The organism is Thermoactinomyces daqus, from assembly GCF_000763315.1.
GTDB classification, from domain to species: Bacteria; Bacillota; Bacilli; order Thermoactinomycetales; family Thermoactinomycetaceae; genus Thermoactinomyces_A; species Thermoactinomyces_A daqus.
On record NZ_JPST01000014.1, the window covers coordinates 154,009 to 173,498 of the forward strand.

Here is a 19,490-nt window from a genome sequence, read left to right on the forward strand (position 1 = left end):
TGTCTCCCCAGCCGCGGGTCAAGCCCGGGCAAACCGGGAAAAATCGAGGCCTCACCCCCGACAGGCAAAGGCGGGATCGCGAAAACGCCCGACCATCCAATAACTACTGGATGTCGGGCGTTTTTTCAGCATTCATCGCTGCCGCCAATCTTCCCTTCACCGTCTGCCCAGATTCCATCATTCAAAATGGTAATCATCCCGGCAGACTCCAATTCCTTCATCACCTGAGCCATATTGCTGCGCCGGGATTCCGGCAGAAACGCAACAAAACGGTTTAATTCTTGCTCGGAAACATTGGCGCGAAAATGAACCCCGCCATGGCGGGCGAAATGGTCCTGTGATCCGATATGATGATCAGCCATTTTCTTAAGCCCTCCTTTAACCCTTAGAATGAGCCAAAGAAAAGGCAAATACTCAGGAAAAAGAAAAAGCGGACCGATGGGATCCGCCAATTTGGTGTCCTAGCAAAAGATTCCGAAACCACATAATTAAGTGTACATTTGCAATTGAGAGCCGACAATGCTGAAATCCATTTGTTCACAAACCGTTCACTTTTAAAAACTTCGGTTGGAACCCCTTTTCACAATGGCACTCACGACAACTTTTCTTTCAGTTCATCCGGGCTGTTTTTCCACATCTCTTCATTATGGTTGACCAAAAAATCCCTCAGCACCGCTTTTTCCTGTTTCCCCAGCTCATCGACACGGATTCTCCGTTTCAACGCATCGTCCATGCGGTTCACGTGGAAGGGCAGGTTTTTCCACCCGATCCGTTTTTCTTTATTGATCCTCATCGGACAGGCGGCCACTCCTGCATAAAAAGGCCCGCTTTCATTGCGGTCGACGGCCACCCACACAACCCAGTAATCTTCACCATCAGGAACCTCATCCTGATGGGGGGTAAACTTAATCCCTCGTTCCACCGCGCTTTTGGCGTGAATCAGGCCGAGGTCGATTTTCGCTTGTTCCCCGGTCAGCAAGATAGAGGAAAGATTGCTTATGTTCAGCGTTCCGGTGTAGTAAGTGCCATGGGTGGTCGATTTATTGCTGATAATGTTGAATTGCGCATTTTTCTTTTGGTTGGCCATTTTTTCCCTCCTCGCTCATCATTTTACCGCACGCCGGGGCTTCGGCGCAAAAACCGTTTCCTCATAGAGGTAAAAATCCGCTTCCTCCCCGCTCTCCGGCGGATCAGCCGGAACCTGCTTCACCACCATGTGCACCTTTTGCTCCTGCCCGCTTCCTTGCCGTACGGCCTCTTCTTTCATTTTTTCTTCCACTCTCTTTTCCGCCCGGGCCATGATCTCGGCCACTTTCTCTTCAACGGAACGGCGGTCCTTTTTGCGCGGAAAAATGTCTTGCAGGGGGAGTTCTTCCTCCATAACCTTCCCTTTTCCGGCCATCAATTCTTTCTTATACTTTTTCCAGTCCGTGGTTTTTTCATGTTTCGGCTGCTCATCTGCATGCACCTCGTCTGCTTCACAGTTGCTCCCAGCGGAAGCCTGATGCCCGGTCCCATCGGTTTCCCGGCCCGCGCCTTCCTCACTCCGGTCAGGGACGGATACGCTCTCTTTCGCCTCCTCCCCCGCCTGCTCTGCTTCCGCGCTTCCGGCTTCGTCAGCGGCGATTGCGGCACTTCTCTCCTCCGGTTCCGGGAGAACTCCGCTCCCATCCGCGGCGGCAACATCTTTCTGAATTTGTTGATCCGCTGCCAGTGCCCGTGTTCTCATCCTGCCGGATCCGGCCTGGCTGAGCGGCAGATAAATATTGAAAGTCGTGCCGAGCCCGGGCTGGCTGTTGACGAAAATTTCCCCGCCATGCTCGGTAATGATCCGGTGGCAAATAGAAAGTCCCATCCCCGTTCCGTCTCCCTTGGTCGTAAAGAACGGATCAAAGATGCGGGTCATATGTTCCGGATGAATTCCATCGCCTGTATCTTTCACGGAAATATGGGCGTAATCGTTTTCACGCGCCCAGCTTACCTCCACAACTCCTTTGCTCGTCAAGGCCTCCAGCCCGTTCTGAATCAGGTTGATCATCACTTGTTTCAGCTGTTCCCCGTCCGCTTCAATCTCCATCTTGTACGGAGGGGCAACCTGTTTCAATTCATGCCCCATCAACAACGATTTCGGTTCGAGAAGGCTCAACACATCCCCCATCAACTGCTCCAGTTGAAAACGGGTAACCTGAACCGGTTTCACCTCACTAAGATTCAGAAACTGTTTGAGCAAATCATTAATCCGGTCGATTTCCGGCAAAATAATCGATTCCCATTTTTTCACCGCTTCCGACTCGGCGGCGGAAATTTGCACAAAGCCCCGAATCGATGTCAAAGGATTGCGGATCTCATGAGCCAGCCCGGCAGCCAGCTGACCCAGTGCCGACAGTTTTTCCAGATGCCGCCTGTGTTCCTCTTCTTTGTTGCGAATGCGGCGCTGTTTGAGCGTGAGCCGCTCTTCCGCGAGGCGGATCAACTGTCCTCCCGTTTTCGCCTCCTGCGGATAGGTGGCCGTCCCCAGGCAATAGTGCAGGTAGCCTTTTTCCACCTGGATCTCTTTCATGATGCAATCCACAGTCTCCAAAATCCGGCGCAGAACCTGGGAATCCCCCATCAACCCGATCGCGAATTGGTCACCGTCATAACGGGCCAGCTTTGCCGTTGCCGGCATATACTTCTTCAAAGCGTGGGCGATTCGCACCAAAATCCGGTCACCGACATCGATCCCTTCCCTCATGTTCACCTGCCGAAAGTCGGTCAAATCCAGACAGACCACGTGAAACGGCTGGTTTAGCAAATTGCGGGCCAGGCTGCGAATCACCTGTTGCTGAAACCCGTGGAAATTATATAATCCGGTCAAGGGGTCGCGCAGGTAGGTTTCCTCCAATTCCTTTTGAAAATCGCGCAGCCGCTTGTTGGACTCATTTTTCTGTTCAATCAGATAGCAGATCTTTTCCTTCTGTTTTTGCAATTCAAAATAAGCGGCCCTCACCTGCCCGCTCATCCACGCAACCCATACAAACAACAAAGAGTGACTGATCAGTTCGATCAGCATAAATTGATTCCAGACGGTAAAAGCGGAAACAGATAAATAACAAACCGTAAAGCAAAATGTGATCACATACGGGTGCTCTTCGGATGATCGGAACAGAACATAGCCCAGAACAATCAGGTAAACAGTCAAAATCGGAATGGTTTGCGTCAGGAGATCCAGCAACAAAATCGAACCCAGAACCGCCGACATGTATGTGTATAACGGAAAGCGTTCCAGCCATTTTTGATTGATAAAGAGCAAAAAGCATAAAAGGGCGGTTACCATTCCCACACAAATCCAGTGGACGGAAGGATATGTAGAAAATAATCGTTGGATGAATAAATAGAGAATCCCTTTTTTCGTGACAGCTTGAACGGTTAACACGGCGAATTCCACCCCCCGGCTCGTATTTTCAATATTTTCCATATTCCAACTCAATCATACAATCTTTGCTCATATTCTGGATGATTTCTTCCACTTATAAATAAAATAATCCTCCTCTCCTCCCCTCCTTCGACAAAACCTCACAAAATTCGCGAAGTTCCGATCCATATAAAATAGGAGTCCGCTCCCCACCATTACGGACTCCCTCTCATTCCAATCGCCGATTAATCCAATCCACGGTGTCTCCTCATTCACTTGTGATCCACCCGGTCAAGCACCGGATCACCTCGCTGTGATCGCCCCGCTTCTCTCGGGTGAAGCATCAACCGAGATAATTGACCAAATGGTTAAATCCCTTTGCCGCCTTTTCCTTGTTCTCGCTCTCGTCTTCCGCTGCGTGTTTGGATATTTTCTCCCAATTGGTGTAAGGCTCTTCCAGAGAAACGTGTTCCCGCTTGAGCAGAGTCAGCTTTTGCGACTCTTCCGAATAGGGATAGTATAATCCTTGCGCTTCATGCGCCTCCTTCACTCCATAGGGAGCTTGTCCCATCATCCGTGGCGGAAAGTGAGGTTGATCATTGAGCAGTGTATGAACAACCGTCTCCTTCAGGATATTTTTGATTTCCTCACTCCGATACCCGCTTTCCAGGCTTTTGATCCATTGGTAAACCGGTCCGTCCTCGGGTGTGAACGTCACGTTGCGCTGGGTCGGGACATACTCGCTCCGCTTCTGGATCTGCTCCTTCAACATCCTTGAATCACAGATGGACTGCAGCGGAAAGTAGTTGCTGCGCAGATAGGATTGGATGCAATATTTTACCAACATCGGGAATTGGCCTTTTGGAAGGATCTCATACCAGTAACGCACCAACCGATCTTTTTTCCCGAGATAAACGCCTACCGTAATGGAAGACATGATAACACCTCCGACAGTTGTTAAAAAATTTTAAATACCTAGAATTAATATTAATAGTAACAAGTGATCTACAAATAAGTCAACGGGAATACTTTGTCGAATCCTGTTATATATTTGCGAAAACGAAAAAAACATGCTTAGTGCATGTACAAAATCTTCTTGCAACGGAAATTTATTGGTTAAATTTTTTTATTTTTTATGAAATAAACTCCTCTGATCAAACAATGAGACTGTGAATCTTTTTAATCCTGCGATACTGCGACCGGTCTTTCAAATCACGGAACATTTTGAAATCAGGCCTTGTATTTACCTCAAAAACCCAAATTTTAAGATCGCTGTCAATCCCTGCATCAATCCCTAGCTCTTTCAACCCCTTAAAACGAGCGTTTAATGTTTTAGCAATTTCTATAGAAAGATAATGTAATTCTTTATGCAAATTTTTCATCTCCGTCAGGTTGCCGTCCGTAATTTTTTGCAATGCTGTGTGCAGTTCGATCGGCATTCCTCCTTTGCAATGATTTGTCACGATTTTTCCCGGAGCCGCCACTTTGGCACAGACCCCCGTTATTTCCCAATACTTATGCGGCTTTTGCAAATTGATGCGAAGATCAAACGGTCGTCCCTCGATCCGGGCTAATTCAATTCCTTGTTGCATGATATATTTTTTGTCCGGACGAAATTTTCGCTCAATCCATGTGGAAATTTGTCGGATTGGCAATTTTTTTCGCTCATAAAGAGTTTCGCACTTGACGATTCCGCCCCCGAGTTTCGTCAACCGGATTGCCCCGGCGCCACCGCCGCCCTTATCCGGCTTGATAAAAACGGAGCCATGGTGTTCCAGCATTCGGTAAAGCCGGTCTTTCTGATACCAGTCTGTTTCAGGGAGATAAGGCCGTAGCCTTTCATTCGCGTATAAGACCGCTGTTTTGAGGGATTTGCTGGCGACTTGTTGATACGGGAGTTTACGGGTCGTTCGCACTCCTTCTCCCCTCCTTTATGATCGTCATATCTTATTCATCTCTCTTCTGCCACGCTCGTCGGCGAACGCCCAATTTTCGACGATTTTTCAAGGGAAAAGAGGTGTTAGAATAGATAATAATGAAACAGATTGTTGCAACGGCAAAAGCGTTTGTCTTCGACCCGTCCTTGTGGGACAATGGTCTTAACTTTTGCCGGCGCCCATCGGCATTCCGGCGCAACCGGCAATCTGTTTTCCGCCAAACGCCAATCCGGCACCTTTCGGTGAAGACTCATAGAAAACAAGTATTTCGGCACAAACCGGGAATGAAAGCCGAAGCAAACTCGAAAGAGCGCTGGGACCACTTAACTGGCCATCAGGAACGTGGGGAGATCAGGAGTCCCCAACGGCCTGACCTGAAACAAAATATCACCATCAAGCTGAAGGAGGGACTGCTTTGAGCGCCAAAATCTATGTCGTCGAGGACGAGCGGCCGATCGCCGATATCATCAAGTTCAATCTGGAAAAAGAGGGATACACCGTTGATTGTATCCACGACGGATTGGAAGCGATTGAAAAGGTGATGGATTCAGCACCCGATCTCATGCTGTTGGACCTGATGTTGCCCGGCGCGGATGGAATTGAAGTTTGTCGGCGCGTACGGCAACATTTTCAATTTCCGATCATCATGCTCACCGCGAAGGACTCCGAACTGGACAAGGTCCTCGGACTGGAGATGGGAGCCGATGATTATGTGACCAAACCCTTCAGCAATCGCGAACTGCTCGCGCGGATCAAGGCAAATCTGCGCCGCACCCAATCCACGGTTAAAGAAATGAGCAAAGCGGAGAAAGGAAGCGAGATCACCGTTGGCAACATCGTCATAGACCCCGGAAGTTTTGTGGTCACCAAAAAAGGGAAAACGGTCGACCTCACCCATCGAGAGTTTGAACTTCTGCTGTACCTGGCAAAACATGTGAATCAGGTGCAAACAAGAGAACATCTGTTACAATCGGTATGGGGTTATGATTATTTCGGGGATGTGCGCACCGTTGATGTCACCATCCGTCGTCTGCGCGAGAAAATCGAAGACGACCCCGGCGCTCCCAAATACATCATCACACGCCGGGGAATCGGGTACACCATGCGCGATCCCCATTCCGAACGTTAACCCGGGTGATCAAATGAAAAAGTGGCTTCAGCTGGCAAACAGTATACAATGGAAATTGGTTGTGATCTATCTCCTTTTGATCGTGATCGCCATGCAGCTGATCGGGGTCTATTTCTTCCGGCAATTGGAAAATTATCTGACCGACAGCCTGCGCGGACAGATCAGGAATAACGCGGTGGCGATTCAGCAGACGATTAAGGACGAGCTGGCCAAACCGGAAAATGACGAGCGAAACAAAACTATTTTGTATTGGCTGAATACACTGGTTCCCCGCACCTCCAAGATGACGGTGCAGGTGATCGACCAGAACAACTTTGTCATCGCCTCCACCTCATCCAAACAGAGCAAGATCAAACAGCCCTTCAACTTTCAGCTTCCGGCAAAAGGATCGGCTTCCTTCAAGCGGCGGGACCCGGCGACCAACAAAGATTTTCAGGTCTACATTCAGAGCATCAAGGGAGAAAACGGAAAAAACCTCGGGATGATTTATATTGAAGCCCCGCTTGACGGGACCTATGCCACGATTTTTGCCATCAGCAAGATCCTGCTCAAAATTACGGCCGTCGCCGTCGTCATCTCCAGTTTCCTCATTATTATTTTGGCCCGGACGATCACCTCCCCGGTCAAAGAGATTACGGAGCAGGCCACCATTATGGCAGCCGGCGACTTTAACCGTCAGGTGGATGTGCGCAGCAAGGATGAGATCGGGCAACTGGGAATCGCATTCAATCATCTGGCTTCCCATCTGCGCAATGCCCTGGCGGAAAAAGAAGAAGAAAAAGAAAAACTGGAGTCGGTGCTGGCCAATATGAGTGACGGAGTGATAGCCACCGACAGCAAGGGGAATATCATCGTCAAAAACGCGTGGGCGGAAAAGCTTCTGGAATGCCCGGTCAAGATCGGGGACAGCTTCAATCGCGTCCTTCCCTTATCCGAACCGATTCAATTTCCCCTGCGCGAAGAAAAGCAAACTTTTCTCGAACTGAACAGCGACGACCCGGAAGAGCTGACGATCCTGAAAATCACCCTTACCCCTGTCAAATTAAAAGGGGCGCACCAGACGGGGATGGTTGCCGTACTGGAGGATGTAACTGAACAGGAAAAACTGGACCGGCAGCGAAAAGACTTTGTCGCCAACGTTTCCCATGAATTGCGCACTCCCCTGACCACCATCAAAAGCTATCTCGAAGCGCTTGATGACGGGGCAATCAATGAACCGGAGCTGGCGACGCGATTTTTGAAAGTGACCCGGCAGGAAGCAGACAGGATGACCCGCTTGATTCAGGACTTGTTGCAGCTGTCCCGCCTGGACGCGCAAAAATCCAAGTTCGCCAAGAAACCGGTCTCTGTCGAGCTGATGCTCGAGGAAGCGGTTGACCGTTTTTCCTTCCAGTGCAAACAGAAAAATATCTCTCTTACGCTGTATATCCATGAACGGATTCCGCGCGTCTATGCCGATCCGGACAAATTGGATCAAGTGCTGGACAACCTTATTTCCAACGCGGTTAAATACACGCCTGACGGGGGTTCGGTTGCCGTCGTCGCACAAGAAAAAGCGGATGGCATGGTGGAAATCGGGGTGGCCGACACGGGTATCGGCATCCCGAAAAAAGATCTCGGCCGGATTTTTGAACGTTTTTACCGTGTGGACAAGGCCCGCTCCCGCAGCATGGGAGGAACGGGGCTCGGTTTATCGATCGCCCAGCAGATCGTCCACGGTCATCAGGGAGAGATTGAAATTGACAGTGTGTACAAGAAAGGGACGCTGGTATCCTTTACGCTGCCCCCGGTGAGTGGAGGGAACGTTCATGAGTGAAAAATGGATTGAACATGCCAAAACGGCCACCCTGGTCACGCTGGTCACCATCAGCCTGGTGTTGACCGGTTTCCTGTGGTTCAGTTCCCCTGGATACCAGACCAATCCACCCTTTACCAAATATGACCTTACCTATATTTACAGCGGTACGAAATACAATGATCGGGCAGCTCATCAGCTGGCTTCCCCCTATCAGGTGATTGTCCATGCCAACAACAAAATCTCCTGGTTATTGCCGGAAGGAAATACGTATGCCCGTCTGACCCAATTGCTGCAAAAGGCAAGCTTTGACAGCTTCACCACTGTCGCTCCCACCGCGGACATGTGGAAAACCCTGTTCACTCAGGCTCCCGGCGCAGAACTGGTCTTCCCGCGCGATATTTCCGTGCAATATGCGGATGCTTTTTTCGATGCTTCCCTGCTGCAAAAGTATCCGCTCAACGGGCTCGATTCGATCAGCCGCATCTGGTTTTTTTATAACCCGGCATCCAAGGAATCTTTTGTCTGGTTCATCTCGGCGCAGGATCAGCAAATCGTGCAGGCGAAAGTGGATTTGGGGGACAAGCACCTGGAAGATGAAATCGCCAGGAGCAGCATGACCAAATCCCCGCCGCTGACAGCGGTTTTTGCGGACGGCAAAGCCCCGTGGGAGCAAAAGAACCCATCCGGCCATGCGTTTTCCCGATTTTTTTATCTGCCGACCTCTTCGTTGCCGATGAACGAATGGAGCTTTAAACTGACATCGTTCGATATCAATGAGATGAAAAAGTGGCTGATCAAAGATCCGAGCGTCGAGCCGTTCGTCACCAATAAAAATGAAGATCTCTATATGAACAACAATGAGTTTCTCACCTACAACAAAAAAGGAAACTTTATGAGTTACAGCCAGACGCCTGACGACACAGAACCGGGGACTTCCAATCTCTACACCGATCTCGCCCATATCAACAACTTTGTGCAAAGGCATCACGGGTGGACCGGCAACTATCTGCTCGACGATGTGCGGAGCAATGATAACAATCAATATTCATTCCGCTTGCTGGTGAAAGGATATCCGGTTTACTGGTCGGCCAATGTCCCGATCAATCCTGATCAAATCCAATTACAGACCAACAACAACGAAGTGATTAAATATTACCGGTCGGTTTATATCCTGGGGAGCCCCGACCGGCAGAGGACGCTTTCCCTTCCGGGCAAAGCCGAACTTCTGCAAAGTCTTGCCGACAAGAAAATCAGCCTTTCAACCGTCGAGCAAATCTATCCCGGCTATCAGGCGGACGGAATCGCCGGCAAACAAGCTGTACTCAAACCAGTCTGGATTGTCATTACCACTTCAGGCAAACGCATGTTTATCAGTTCTCCATGATGCGGGGAGGATTCCCAAATGGATTGGAGTCGTGCCAAAACCATTTTTATCATCGCTTTTCTCATTCTCGACCTTTTTCTGGGGGCACAGCTCAGCCATACGATGCAGCAACAATCACAATTTGTGGAGGAGAATGATATTTCCGCACAACAGCTACAGCAATTGCTGAAACAGGCCAAAATCAAATTCGCGGTTAAAGCGCCGAGCCCCCCGGAGCAACTGGATACCTACAAAGCAACCATCACGGCGATGGACAACAGCTGGAACCGGGATGAAAAAGGAGGCTATATCAAAGAGTTCCGTAACCCCCTTTCCTATCGTAACCAGCATGAGCTGGAAGGGATTTTGCATAAAGAAATCCCTTTTTTCGGCGAATTTGATTACATGCCGGCCCTGTCCACCCCGTCAAAAAAGCTGGTTTATTTGCAAATGGTGGGAAACCGTCCCATTTATGACGGAAAAATAGAGGTGAACCTTTCCGGTTCCCACCGGATTCACTCCATTCATGTAACCCGGTTTCAACTGGAAAAGGTGCAGGCGGTGCAGCTGGTTCCTTTCAATAATGTGCTCTACCGCTTTGTCACCGGGTGGAACAAGACGGACTTTACGATTAGCAGCGCCACTCTCGGCTATCAGGCCAAGGTTTATCCGGGAACGAGCGAAGATTACTGGTTAATCCCCTGCTGGTGTTTCCGGGTGGGGAACAGCCATCTCCTGGTGAATGCCACCAATCGCGGCGGCGATGAAGATGTGGAAACAGGGCCGGGGATCACAAAATAAAAAACAAAGGAACGAACAAGACGATGAAATTTAGCGTTCTGGCGAGTGGAAGTACAGGAAATGCCCTTTTTATCGAATCGGATAAAACGCGGATTTTGATCGATGCCGGATTGAGCGGCAAACAGCTGGAAGAGCGCATGAAAAAAATCGACATCGATCCGTCGACCATCGAAGCCATTTTTGTCACACACGAGCATATTGACCATGTGCGCGGATTAGGGGTGATGGCCCGGCGCCACCAGATCCCCGTCTATATGAATGAGGCGACGTGGCTGAGCCTTCCCTCAACCGTTGGCGAAATCCCGGAACCGTTGCAGAATGTGCTGGAAACCGGAGCGGCCCTTCAATTTCAGGACCTGACCATCGAGTCGATCCCCATCTCCCACGATGCGGCCGAACCGGTCGGCTACCAGATTCGCCAAGGCCGGGAATGCCTCGCCACCGTGACCGACCTGGGATATGTGAGCAAACGCATTGTCGACCAAGTAAACGGCGCTGACACGCTCATCTGGGAAAGCAATCATGATGTGGAAATGCTGCGCATGGGTTCTTATCCCTGGAATGTAAAGAGAAGGATTTTGAGCGACACCGGCCATTTATCCAATGAAGATGCCGGTGCGGCCCTGACCGAGATTCTGAAGGGCATCGGGGAAAACGTTTATCTGGCGCATTTGAGCCGTGATAATAACATGAGCGAACTGGCCCATCTGACGGTGAAAAACATATTGGAAGAAACGGGGATGAAAGTGGGACGCGATGTCCATCTGTGGCCGACATTTGACGACCGCCCCACTCCTCTCCGCGAAGTGCGCATAAAGGTAAAAGGGTAGCCCCCTGTTCCGGTTCCGGCAAGGGGCTGCCCTTTCCTTTCAGTAAAACGAATGTTCATCATTTTGGTTTGCACCTGGCTCTGCCTTCACCTCTGCATCAAGTCCCTTGACCAGTTCCGCAAATTCGTTTCTTTCTATCAGGCCTTTACCGATCAATAGTTCCAAAAGGGCCGTCAACAGCAAAGTCTGCTTGTAAAAATCCAGCTTCAGATCGGCCAATTGCGCCCCGAAATTCACTTCGTCACAGCGCTTATGAGGACTTACCGGCTTACCCGCTTTCGCGCGATTTTCTTCCATTTTCTCAACTCCCAAGCAAGCAACCGACGTATAGATATTTTCTACTATTCCCCTCCTTTTTCCTATTTTATGAGCTGATTTCCACCTGCAAAATATCAAACTCCGGCAGGCTCACGCGATGATTCCCCCGCTTTGCTGATCGAGAACCCCCTTCCGGTAATTTTTGCAAACAAAAAGCGGCCCCGAGGGAACGCCGGCCAAATGCTCAATTCCAATATGGTTTCAATCAAACGGAGACAAAGCCCGAATGGTTCGAGTTGCAATGAGACACAGACGGGGGGGAATTTTACCCAGTTTTTCATTGCAGTTTGAATCATCACCTTTTATGATTTCATTGAAAGCGGCCGGTTCTGCCTTTTCAGCAAACATTCAGCCAATCCTCAAGAAATGTTCAGTTCCTTTTAAGCAACCATTCAGCCGATCAGGATATGATGAGATTGTAAGCAAAATCGGCTGAATGCCCTCATCAAATATGAGGAGGGCGGAAAAATCTCCTCATGCCCAAGGTTAAAGACTTTACCAATTCGGGTATATTAAGGATGCAGGAGGGAATGAAATGGGATATTATGACGAATCGGACCACTATCCAAAAAGACGCCTCACCTCCCCGATCTGGACTGCTCTCATTTCAGCAATTATCGGCGGATTGGTCGTCTTGCTCTTAACCCCTTTCTTTATTTCAAGAGGGATTCTCTCTCTTCCGCCCACTTCTTACAACGGTGCAATCTCCGGACCAACCACAACGACGAGCGTCAAAGTGAACTCAGATATTACCAAGGCCGTCCAAAAAGTGGCGCCTGCAGTGGTCTCGGTTATCAACTACAACAGATCGGAAGACTTTTTTAACCCACAGGAAGTGGAGAAAGACACGGGTTCCGGCATCATTTTCCGAAAAGCAAACGGAAAAGCCCTGATCGTCACCAATTACCATGTGATTGCCGGCGGTGACCAGTTCAAAGTCGTCATTTCCGGATCAGACAACAAAAAAGAGGTCAACGCCAAACTGCTTGGCGGCGATCAACTGACCGACCTGGCAGTGTTGGAAATTCCGGACACCTATGTGACGGCTGTTGCCGAATTTGGCAACTCCGATACGCTCAAAGCGGGAGAACCTGCGATCGCGATCGGAAATCCGCTCGACCTCGGGCAATCGGTTACTGTCGGGGTGATCAGCTCTCCCAAACGCTCCATCAGCGTGGATGAAGTCAACACCACCGACGTCATTCAGACAGATGCAGCGATTAACCCCGGTAACAGCGGTGGTGCGCTGGTGAACATCGCCGGACAGGTTATCGGCATCAACCGGCTGAAAATCGCCGAATCAGGGGTGGAAGGGCTTGGATTTGCCATTCCGGTAAACGAAGCTCGCCCCATCATCGAACGGTTGATTCAATACGGACATATCTCCCGTCCATGGCTGGGTGTGGGACTGGTGGATCTTTCCACTTTGCCCGGTTACACCCTGGATCAGTTGAAGTTGCCTGATTCCGTAACGGAGGGAGTGGCCGTTGCCAAAGTGGAACCGGGAAGCCCGGCCGATGAAGCGGGTTTGCAACCGCGCGACGTAATTGTAGCGCTTGACGGCAAAGCGGTCAAAGATTCGTCCGGACTCCGCTCATATCTCTACCAAAACAAAAACGTCGGCGATAAAGTAACCATTACCTATTACCGTGACGGCCAAAAACAGACAGGGACGCTCGAACTGGGCGAAGCACCGCAAAACATATCACAATAGGGCTCCGTTATCGCGGAGCTTTTTCCATTTCCGTAAAAGTACAAGTTTGCCTGAACTGTCATCCCTGAGTTATCCTGAAAAAAGCACGCACATGATCCTTCCGTTTGTTTTGACTGGATTGTGGATAACTTATGAATAACTTTATATAATCATGGAGTGAAAACATGAACACAGAACACGTTTGGTACGCTTGTAATGAACATATCGACATTATTCTCGATGAAATTGTGGATGATACCTCACTCGCTCCTGAAATGGAACTTTATCGCGGAGATGACAACGAAGCAAAGTGCGGCTGGTGCGGGAACCGGCCTGCTTACCGTCTTTGGGTAAACCCCGGGGAATAAAAGGAGTTAAAGAATTTCCATGAAAATCGATGTGATAGCCGTTGGCAAACTAAAGGAAAAATATCTGCAACAGGCATGTGCTGAGTATCTGAAGCGGCTGAAGCCCTATGCGAAAGTGGAAGTGATCGAAGTAGCGGAAGAAAAGGCTTCCGATCCCGTCCATAAAACGGAAATGGAACAGATCGTCGCCAAAGAAGGGGAGCGGATCATGCGCCATCTCTCTCCGGACGCATACACGATCGCACTGGAAATTGAAGGCGAATCACTCTCTTCCCCAGCTTTTGCAAAGAAGCTCGACAAGCTGGCTACCTACGGAAAAAGCCATCTTCATTTCATCATCGGCGGTTCTTACGGTTTATCGCCACAAGTGACTGCATCCGCCGATCTGTCCTTATCCTTTTCATCCATGACCTTTCCCCATCAACTGATCCGCCTCTTTCTGCTGGAACAAATCTACCGGGCATTCAAGATCAATCGGGGAGAAACGTACCACAAGTGAACGGGACCTGTTAAAACGGCATAAAAAAGCACCGGCTGATGCAAAAAGGCCGGTGCTTTTTTATGAGTCAGAAGTTCTTTACGCATAGACAGGGCGAACCTGGATCGTTTGATCACGGTCCGGCCCTACCGAGAAAATCGCAATCGGAATACCTGTCAGTTGGGAAATCCGTTCTACATAGCGCTTGGTTTCTTCCGGAAGATCACTGTAGCTGCGAACCCCGGTAATATCCGTTTTCCATCCCGGAAGCTCCTCATAAATCGGTTTGCATTTTTTCAACAGGTTCAAATTGGCCGGATAATTTTCAATCCGCTTCCCTTCGCATTCATAAGCGACGCAGATTTTTACCGTATCCAGTCCGGTCAACACATCGAGCGAATTCAGGGAGAGACCGGTGATACCGCTTACCCGGCGGGCATGGCGCACCACGACGGAATCAAACCAGCCCACGCGTCGCGGCCGCCCGGTCGTCGTTCCGTACTCACGCCCAACCTCGCGAATTTGCTCCCCGATCTCGTTGAACAGTTCGGTCGGGAACGGGCCATCTCCCACCCGGGTGGTATAAGCTTTGGCCACGCCGATCACCTGGTGGATTTTCGTCGGGCCGACACCTGAACCGATGCAAACGCCTCCGGCTACCGGATTGGAAGAAGTCACAAAAGGATAGGTTCCTTGGTCGATATCCAGCATCACCCCTTGCGCTCCTTCAAACAGCACGCGTTTCCCTTGGTCAATCGCGTCATTTAAGACGACGGACGTGTCGGTCACATAGGGGCGGATTCGCTCGGCACAAGCGAGATACGTTTCATATACTTCTTCAAATTTGCACCCTTCGGTCTCGTACAGGCGATCCAAAATGCGGTTTTTCTCTTCAAGGTTCCGGGTCAGCTTTTCCTTGAATACTTCCGGATCAAGCAAGTCGCTGATGCGAATTCCTACCCGTGCAGCCTTGTCCATATAAGCCGGTCCGATTCCTTTCCCCGTCGTTCCGATCTTTCCGGCTCCCTTACTTTTTTCCTCAGCCAAATCCAATTTAATGTGATAGGGCATGATCACATGGGCGCGGTCGGAAATGCGGAGATTGTCCGCCTTTACGCCATGCTCTTCCAAGTAATCGAGCTCTTTTACCAGCGCCACCGGATTGATGACCATCCCATTGCCCAAAACACAGATCTTCTCTTTGTAGAAAATACCTGAGGGAATCATGTGCAGTTTGTATCGGGTTCCCCCAAACACGATGGTATGGCCGGCATTGTTTCCACCTTGGTAACGGGCAACCGCTTCTGCTTTTTCCGCCAGAAAATCAGTGATTTTTCCTTTGCCTTCATCTCCCCACTGGGTTCCTACCACTACGACCGTGGACATGATTCGTTCCTCCTAATAAGGATTAAAAACAATTCCCGAACATTTTTCACTCAACGAACTCATTTTAACAATTAAATACACATGAGTCAACGAAATACACGAACGTTATATTGACTTTCCGGCTTAATTATTCGACAAATTCCTTTTGCCGCAACTCAAGACTCAAAAATTTGTTGTAGTTCTTCAGAAAGAGCAGTTCCACTTTTCCTACCGGGCCGTTCCGCTGTTTCCCGATAATGAGTTCGGCAATATTTTTTTTCTCCGATTCCTCATTATAATAATCATCCCGGTATAAAAAGGCCACGACGTCAGCATCTTGTTCAATCGAACCCGATTCCCTGAGATCGGACAGCATCGGCCGCTTATCCTGTCTCTGTTCCACCGCACGGGACAACTGCGACAAGGCGATGACCGGCACATCAAATTCACGGGCGATCAGTTTCAGCGAGCGGGAGATCTCGGAGATTTCCTGCTGGCGGCTCTCCCCTCCCCGGCCCGTGATCAGCTGCAAGTAGTCGATCACGACCAGTCCCAGCCCGTGTTCGGCCTGCAGCCGGCGAAGCTTGGCCCGGATATCGTAAACGGTAAGACCGGGAGTGTCATCGATAAAGATCGGGGCTTCACTGAGCGTACTCATCGCCATTGTCAGCTTTTCCCAATCTTCTTCACTCAGATTCCCCGAGCGAAATCCTTGGGCATCAATGTTTCCCTCCGCTGCCAGCATCCGCATCACCAATTGGGAAGCGGACATCTCCAGACTGAAAAGAGCCACTGTTTTTCCCGCACGCACCCCGACATTCTGCGCCAGGTTCAGAGCAAATGCGGTTTTCCCCATGCTGGGCCGGGCCGCCAGTATGATTAGCTCCGAGCCCTTCAATCCGGAAGTCATGCGATCCAAATCGACAAAACCGGTGGGGGTTCCGCTGATTCCGCTTTTATTGAAATGCTGTGCCTCAATCTGCTCATAGGATTCCATCAAAACATCATGGATGGGGATAAAGCCGCTTCCCCGAACCCGACGTCCGGCGATCTCCAGAATCCGTTTTTCCGCCTCATTCAATATCTCGTTGACATCCCCGTTGCCGGAATATCCGGTCGCGGCGATTTGCGTTGCCGTGCGAATCAAACGCCGCAAAATCGCTTTTTCCTCAACGATTTTGGCATAATACTCCGCATTGGCCGCGGTGGGAACGACACCCGCCAGTTCGTTCAGGTAGGGCACGCCCCCCACTTCCTCCAACAGCTTGCGGTCACTCAGTTCAGCAGTCAAGGTCACCAGATCGACCGGTTCCCCTTTTTCAGCCAATTCATTCATCACTTGGAACAGACGTTGATGTGCTTGGCGATAAAAATCCTCGGGGCGCAATCGCTCATTGACCGAAATCAAAACCGACGGTTCGATGAGGATCGCACCGAGGACCGCTTGCTCCGCCTCATGATTATACGGGGGAAGACGGTCAGCAAACAGATCACTCACAGGTTATCCCTCCCATCGCCATAAAAAAGCACTCCATTCCAAGTGGAGTGCCATGAGCTTACTCTTCAACCACTTGCACCGAAAGTTCTGCCGTCACTTCAGGATGGAGTTTGACCGGCACTTTTGTCACGCCGAGGGTACGAATCGGTTCATCCAGCTGAATTTTCTTTTTGTCCACATCCAGTTGAAACTGCTTTTTGAGTGCCTGGCTGATTTGCTTGGAAGTGATGGAACCGAAAATTCGTCCGCCCTCGCCGGTTTTGGTCGTTAACTTGACTGTCAGCCCGCTCAGCTTTTCCCCCAGACGCTTCGCTTCGATCCGCTCTTCTTCTTTCCGTTTTTCCTCACGCCGTTTTTGGTCTTTCAGCGAATTGAGATTTCCTTCCGTCGCCATCACTGCCAGCTTGCGGGGAATGAGATAATTGCGGGCATAACCCTCGGCCACTTCTTTGACTTCCCCTTTTTTTCCGGTTCCTTTCACATCTTTGAGCAAAATCACTTTCATCGTTTCTGCCCCCCACTTTCAACTGTTTCTTTTAATGTGTCAACCAAACGTGCTTTCGCCTCTTCCAGCGACAGATTCTTCAATTGACAGGCGGCATTGGTCAGATGCCCTCCGCCTCCCAACGCTTCCATCACCAGCTGTACATTGATTTCCCCCTGCGAACGCGCGCTGATCGAGACCAAACCGTCTTCACGTCTCCCGATGACAAACGAGGCGCGAACCCCGCGCATATTGAGCAGGGTATCGGCTGCCTGGGCAATCAGCAATTGATCATATTCTTCTTCCTCATCTCCAACAGCAACGGCAATCCCACCGTCCAAAACTTCAGCCTTCCGGATGATCTCCGCCCGTTTCACATACTGGGATAAATCCTCTTTTAACAGGGATTGCACCATCATCAGGTCAGCCCCGTGTCTGCGCAAGAAAGAAGCCGCCTCAAAAGTGCGGGAACCGGCGCGAAAGGCAAAGTTTTTAGTATCAACGACAATGCCCGCCAACAGGGCTGTCGCCTCCAGCGTATCCATCGCCAGGCGACCATCCTGATATTGCAATAATTCCGTGACCAGTTCACTCGTGGAAGATGCATAAGGCTCAAGATAGACAAGGACGGGGTCTTTGACAAAGTCTTCTCCGCGGCGATGGTGATCGATAATCACAATGCGCTTGGCGCGCTCCACCAGCTTCGGTTCCATCACCAGCGACGGCTTGTGCGTGTCGACCAAAATCAACAGGGTATCGGGATCCTCAACCCAGGCGAGCGCTTTTCCCGGATGAATGAGATATTCACCCAGATAATCATGCTGCCTGATCGCGGTTAACAGACGCTCAATCGAAGAGCTCTCCTCGTCGAGGACAATGTAAGCTTCACAATCATTAATCTGTGCAAATTTCAAGACGCCGATCGCCGCACCCAGCGCGTCCATATCCGGTTGGGTGTGCCCCATCACGACGACGCGCTTGCTGTCCCGCAGCAAATTGCTCATCGCATGCGAAATGACGCGAGCGCGCACCCGCGTCCGTTTTTCAACGGCATTCGTCTTGCCCCCAAAGAAGACGATTTTCTCCCCTTCCTGGACAGCCGCCTGGTCTCCACCACGGGCCAGGGCAACATCAAGAGCGGCTGCGGCATTCTGCGCCCGCTCCACCATGCTTTTTCCGACGCTGGCCACACCGATGCTGAGCGTGATCGGAATCTTGTATTGCCTCGTCATCTCCCTGACGACATCCAGTATATCGAAACGCGTTTTCATCAATCGCTGTAACGACCGGTGGTGCGTGACAAAAAACATCTTGTCCGTATCAATTCGTTTGAGGGAAATATCGTATTCCAATGCCCACTTCGAGATCGCTCCAGACACGTTCGACAACAACAAGGTGCTCTCCTGATCGGACAACCCCTGGCCTGATTCGTCAAAGTTGTCCAAGTGGATCAAACCCAAAACAGTTTGTTCATCGCGCAACTGCTGTTTCAGCGATTCCAGGCTGGTGATGTCACGGAAAAAGAAGAGACGCTCTTCTTCTTCATGGATCACTTGGTAAACCTTATCCCCGAGTTGGATCAGAAACGTCTGATCATCCTCCTCTTTCGACCGTTTCAGTTCGGGGAAGATCTCTTCCAGACTCTCCCCCACCAAACGTTCCCGATTCACCATCCGAGGGACAAAAGGGTTGTGCCATTCTATCTGTCCGTCCCTGCCATAAAGGAGTACACCGATCGGCATCTGGTTCATCGCCGCCTGCCCCGCGTTTTTCACACGATTGGACAGCGTTAAGACATATTCGGAAAAGTCCTTGCGAAAAGCGCGTTCCGCCTTGTATAAAACCAGGGCCAGCACGGCGAAAAACACAAGGCCCATAATCCCGTAGATCCAGCGATAGGTGGAAAGCAGAGCAACTAAAATCAAACTGAAACACATGGCAAAAACCATGTGATATCCGTGCCATCGTTGTATAATAAATTTCGGCATATTCGATCCCCTCAAACTAATCCTGCAAAGGCAAATTACAGTCGCA

General features: G+C 50.2%; 19 protein-coding genes. 9 read left to right on the forward strand and 10 right to left on the reverse strand.

Annotated elements, in window-relative coordinates:
• Positions 1–125: 125 nt before the first annotated feature.
• From JG50_RS0107340 to JG50_RS0107365, 5 genes are all read right to left on the reverse strand, one after another.
• A complete protein-coding gene (locus JG50_RS0107340) occupies positions 126–362 on the reverse strand; it encodes a hypothetical protein (protein ID WP_033100451.1) in 237 nt (78 codons plus the stop codon).
• 230 nt (positions 363–592) lie between these two features.
• Positions 593–1,087 (reverse strand): YwhD family protein, encoded by a 495-nt coding sequence (locus JG50_RS0107345; protein WP_033100452.1) that lies wholly within the window; start codon positions 1,085–1,087, stop codon positions 593–595.
• An 18-nt stretch (positions 1,088–1,105) separates the two neighbouring features.
• Complete coding sequence (locus JG50_RS0107350; protein WP_160173827.1) at positions 1,106–3,415, reverse strand: sensor histidine kinase; 2,310 nt, start codon at positions 3,413–3,415, stop codon at positions 1,106–1,108.
• Positions 3,416–3,737: 322 nt separating this feature from the next.
• Complete coding sequence (locus JG50_RS0107360; protein WP_033100455.1) at positions 3,738–4,331, reverse strand: hypothetical protein; 594 nt, start codon at positions 4,329–4,331, stop codon at positions 3,738–3,740.
• A 217-nt stretch (positions 4,332–4,548) separates the two neighbouring features.
• Positions 4,549–5,310, reverse strand: a complete 762-nt coding sequence (locus JG50_RS0107365) for a YheC/YheD family protein (protein ID WP_052154099.1) — start codon at positions 5,308–5,310, stop codon at positions 4,549–4,551.
• 119 nt (positions 5,311–5,429) lie between these two features.
• Here JG50_RS0107365 and JG50_RS0107370 point away from each other — a divergent pair, with 119 nt between their 5' ends.
• The 6 genes from JG50_RS0107370 to JG50_RS0107395 are packed head-to-tail and all read left to right on the forward strand — an operon-like array spanning position 5,430 to position 11,252.
• Positions 5,430–5,750, forward strand: coding sequence for a hypothetical protein (locus JG50_RS0107370; RefSeq protein ID WP_033100456.1), 321 nt, complete (start codon positions 5,430–5,432; stop codon positions 5,748–5,750).
• Positions 5,747–6,460: a response regulator YycF gene (yycF, locus tag JG50_RS0107375; protein WP_033100457.1), complete on the forward strand. Its 714-nt coding sequence runs from the start codon at positions 5,747–5,749 to the stop codon at positions 6,458–6,460. Before JG50_RS0107370 ends, yycF begins: the two co-directional genes overlap by 4 nt.
• A 13-nt stretch (positions 6,461–6,473) precedes the next feature.
• On the forward strand, positions 6,474–8,276 hold the full coding sequence (locus JG50_RS0107380) for an ATP-binding protein (protein WP_033100458.1): 1,803 nt from the start codon (positions 6,474–6,476) through the stop codon (positions 8,274–8,276).
• Entirely contained in the window at positions 8,269–9,642 is a 1,374-nt protein-coding gene (locus tag JG50_RS0107385) for a YycH family regulatory protein (protein WP_033100459.1), read from the forward strand. The genes JG50_RS0107380 and JG50_RS0107385 overlap by 8 nt, the downstream gene beginning before the upstream one ends.
• Positions 9,643–9,660: 18 nt before the next feature.
• Positions 9,661–10,422: a two-component system regulatory protein YycI gene (gene yycI, locus JG50_RS0107390; protein ID WP_033100460.1), complete on the forward strand. Its 762-nt coding sequence runs from the start codon at positions 9,661–9,663 to the stop codon at positions 10,420–10,422.
• A 23-nt stretch (positions 10,423–10,445) separates the two neighbouring features.
• The gene (locus tag JG50_RS0107395) at positions 10,446–11,252 is read left to right on the forward strand and encodes an MBL fold metallo-hydrolase (protein WP_033100461.1); all 807 of its coding nucleotides are present in this window, start codon (positions 10,446–10,448) and stop codon (positions 11,250–11,252) included.
• Between the two features lie 39 nt (positions 11,253–11,291).
• On the opposite strand, the gene JG50_RS0107400 is transcribed toward JG50_RS0107395, so the two are convergent.
• Complete coding sequence (locus JG50_RS0107400; protein WP_033100462.1) at positions 11,292–11,549, reverse strand: hypothetical protein; 258 nt, start codon at positions 11,547–11,549, stop codon at positions 11,292–11,294.
• 556 nt (positions 11,550–12,105) lie between these two features.
• On the opposite strand from JG50_RS0107400, the gene JG50_RS0107410 reads away from it, so the two are divergent.
• The 3 genes from JG50_RS0107410 (at position 12,106) to rlmH (ending at position 14,130) form a co-directional block, all read left to right on the forward strand.
• On the forward strand, positions 12,106–13,284 hold the full coding sequence (locus JG50_RS0107410) for a S1C family serine protease (protein WP_033100464.1): 1,179 nt from the start codon (positions 12,106–12,108) through the stop codon (positions 13,282–13,284).
• 164 nt (positions 13,285–13,448) lie between these two features.
• Positions 13,449–13,631 (forward strand): CxxH/CxxC protein, encoded by a 183-nt coding sequence (locus JG50_RS0107415; RefSeq protein WP_033100465.1) that lies wholly within the window; start codon positions 13,449–13,451, stop codon positions 13,629–13,631.
• Positions 13,632–13,650: 19 nt separating this feature from the next.
• Entirely contained in the window at positions 13,651–14,130 is a 480-nt protein-coding gene (rlmH, locus tag JG50_RS0107420; protein WP_033100466.1) for a 23S rRNA (pseudouridine(1915)-N(3))-methyltransferase RlmH, read from the forward strand.
• Between the two features lie 78 nt (positions 14,131–14,208).
• Here the strand turns inward: rlmH and JG50_RS0107425 are convergent, their stop codons facing one another.
• The 4 genes from JG50_RS0107425 to JG50_RS0107440 form a co-directional block, all read right to left on the reverse strand.
• Positions 14,209–15,495 carry an adenylosuccinate synthase gene (locus JG50_RS0107425; protein ID WP_033100467.1) on the reverse strand — a complete coding sequence of 429 codons (1,287 nt, stop codon included), beginning with the start codon at positions 15,493–15,495 and terminating at the stop codon, positions 14,209–14,211.
• A gap of 127 nt (positions 15,496–15,622) precedes the next feature.
• Positions 15,623–16,972 carry a replicative DNA helicase gene (gene dnaB, locus JG50_RS0107430; protein ID WP_033100468.1) on the reverse strand — a complete coding sequence of 450 codons (1,350 nt, stop codon included), beginning with the start codon at positions 16,970–16,972 and terminating at the stop codon, positions 15,623–15,625.
• Positions 16,973–17,030: 58 nt separating this feature from the next.
• The gene (rplI, locus tag JG50_RS0107435) at positions 17,031–17,477 is read right to left on the reverse strand and encodes a 50S ribosomal protein L9 (protein ID WP_033100469.1); all 447 of its coding nucleotides are present in this window, start codon (positions 17,475–17,477) and stop codon (positions 17,031–17,033) included.
• Complete coding sequence (locus JG50_RS0107440) at positions 17,474–19,444, reverse strand: DHH family phosphoesterase (protein ID WP_033100470.1); 1,971 nt, start codon at positions 19,442–19,444, stop codon at positions 17,474–17,476. The genes rplI and JG50_RS0107440 overlap by 4 nt, the downstream gene beginning before the upstream one ends.
• Between the last annotated feature and the right edge of the window lie 46 nt (positions 19,445–19,490).

Bases quoted from the DNA above. Each gene is read 5' to 3' on its own strand.
- JG50_RS0107400 (WP_033100462.1), bottom strand. From the start codon at position 11,549: ATGGAAGAAAATCGCGCGAAAGCGGGTAAGCCGGTAAGTCCTCATAAG.
- JG50_RS0107360 (WP_033100455.1), bottom strand. From the start codon at position 4,331: ATGTCTTCCATTACGGTAGGCGTTTATCTCGGGAAAAAAGATCGGTTG.
- JG50_RS0107395 (WP_033100461.1), top strand. From the start codon at position 10,446: ATGAAATTTAGCGTTCTGGCGAGTGGAAGTACAGGAAATGCCCTTTTT.
- JG50_RS0107425 (WP_033100467.1), bottom strand. From the start codon at position 15,495: ATGTCCACGGTCGTAGTGGTAGGAACCCAGTGGGGAGATGAAGGCAAA.
- JG50_RS0107380 (WP_033100458.1), top strand. From the start codon at position 6,474: ATGAAAAAGTGGCTTCAGCTGGCAAACAGTATACAATGGAAATTGGTT.
- JG50_RS0107385 (WP_033100459.1), top strand. From the start codon at position 8,269: ATGAGTGAAAAATGGATTGAACATGCCAAAACGGCCACCCTGGTCACG.
- JG50_RS0107410 (WP_033100464.1), top strand. From the start codon at position 12,106: ATGGGATATTATGACGAATCGGACCACTATCCAAAAAGACGCCTCACC.
- JG50_RS0107440 (WP_033100470.1), bottom strand. From the start codon at position 19,444: ATGCCGAAATTTATTATACAACGATGGCACGGATATCACATGGTTTTT.
- rplI (WP_033100469.1), bottom strand. From the start codon at position 17,477: ATGAAAGTGATTTTGCTCAAAGATGTGAAAGGAACCGGAAAAAAAGGG.
- yycI (WP_033100460.1), top strand. From the start codon at position 9,661: ATGGATTGGAGTCGTGCCAAAACCATTTTTATCATCGCTTTTCTCATT.
- JG50_RS0107340 (WP_033100451.1), bottom strand. From the start codon at position 362: ATGGCTGATCATCATATCGGATCACAGGACCATTTCGCCCGCCATGGC.
- rlmH (WP_033100466.1), top strand. From the start codon at position 13,651: ATGAAAATCGATGTGATAGCCGTTGGCAAACTAAAGGAAAAATATCTG.
- JG50_RS0107345 (WP_033100452.1), bottom strand. From the start codon at position 1,087: ATGGCCAACCAAAAGAAAAATGCGCAATTCAACATTATCAGCAATAAA.
- JG50_RS0107415 (WP_033100465.1), top strand. From the start codon at position 13,449: ATGAACACAGAACACGTTTGGTACGCTTGTAATGAACATATCGACATT.
- JG50_RS0107370 (WP_033100456.1), top strand. From the start codon at position 5,430: ATGAAACAGATTGTTGCAACGGCAAAAGCGTTTGTCTTCGACCCGTCC.